Annotated in this window: 1 protein-coding gene; it reads right to left on the bottom strand. The window is 43.3% G+C overall.

Features of this window, described 5'->3' with window-relative positions:
• Positions 1-31: 31 nt before the first annotated feature.
• Positions 32-1,132, bottom strand: a complete 1,101-nt coding sequence (locus tag AB4482_RS22830; RefSeq protein ID WP_102319868.1) for an ISAs1 family transposase — start codon at positions 1,130-1,132, stop codon at positions 32-34.
• Positions 1,133-1,200 lie beyond the last annotated feature (68 nt).

The following is a 1,200-nucleotide window of genomic DNA, read 5'->3' as shown; positions in this document are numbered from 1 at the left end:
AACCCCAGGGTGCGAGCACACTTTGTTCAATTTATAACCCAAAGAAGACTCGTGCCCGATAATCATCGTTCCAAGCAGCCTTCTTCAACTTCACTTTTTGGCTTGGTGCACCACATTCGCATTGCTTCAGCATGTTCATCACAAAGCGTCTAAACAACGCTATATTTTCTACAGCACCATCTAGCGTGATCCGTGAGTAATCCTCTTTAAAAACAACATCTAATACGTAATGCTGGCTGTTTTCAATACGCCAATGCTGACGAATGTAGTGGCCTAGCATTTTGTGATTCGGCGACATAGAGCTTATGTAATATGAGGTGTCTACACTTCCTTTTCCGTTGATCACTCGATGCCGCTCCACCGCAATGATGCTTCGTACTGTCGGCCATTTCTCCGCAAGCTCTTTAGGTAACTTAGCCTTTAACTGAAATACATATCTTTCTTCACTGCGGCCATGGTGCTTCTCTTTGATTTCGGTAACTATTTTCTCTTTACCTGCTTCAAAGACAGCTTGAAATTGCTCCACAATAGCCACTCTCAATTTGGGCTGGTTGTTCTTCACTTGAACAACAACGTGAGCCTTTTTCTCTGCAATTTTCTCGAGCGTATCGCGCTGACAATGCAGGGCATCAATGGTGATGACACTGCCTTTTACGTTAATAACATCAAGCATTTGGCGTACAACGTTGATCTCGCCATTTTTGCTCTCAGTCGGCTTTTGACTCAAAACGAGGCCACGTTCAGTGTCGTAGGCGGTAACCAATTGTAACGCTGTTTTTTTGTCATTTCGGTATGAGCCACGCAGCACTTTTCCATCGAATGCGATTATCGGCTTGTGTTGACTAGTGCGTTGCTCGTTAATCCACAGGGCTAATGCCTCTAGCAAAGATTCTGCGACAACTGAACGTAAAATACGGGCTATTGTATGCCGACGTGGAATACCATGTTCAAATGTTCTGTATTTTCTCAGCCAATCTAGTTTGTCTTTCCCAAACAATTCAATATCTTGCCATCCTTCACATCCAGATGCGATGGCGCTAATTACAAGGAACATGACATCGATAAGATCATGCTTCTGATTAATGTCTGACCGAGTGTCTTGGACGACTGATAAGTGTTCGATTAAGTTCAAAATAGCTGTGTGATTGTGGATTTAGCACTATTAGATCATATTTGTTAACAAAGTGCGATCCCGCCCTG

It is taken from the genome of Vibrio sp. 10N.222.55.C7 (genome assembly GCF_041473335.1).
In the GTDB taxonomy this organism is placed as follows: Bacteria; Pseudomonadota; Gammaproteobacteria; order Enterobacterales; family Vibrionaceae; genus Vibrio; species Vibrio crassostreae_C.
This window is presented reverse-complemented; position numbering and strand designations above follow the sequence as displayed.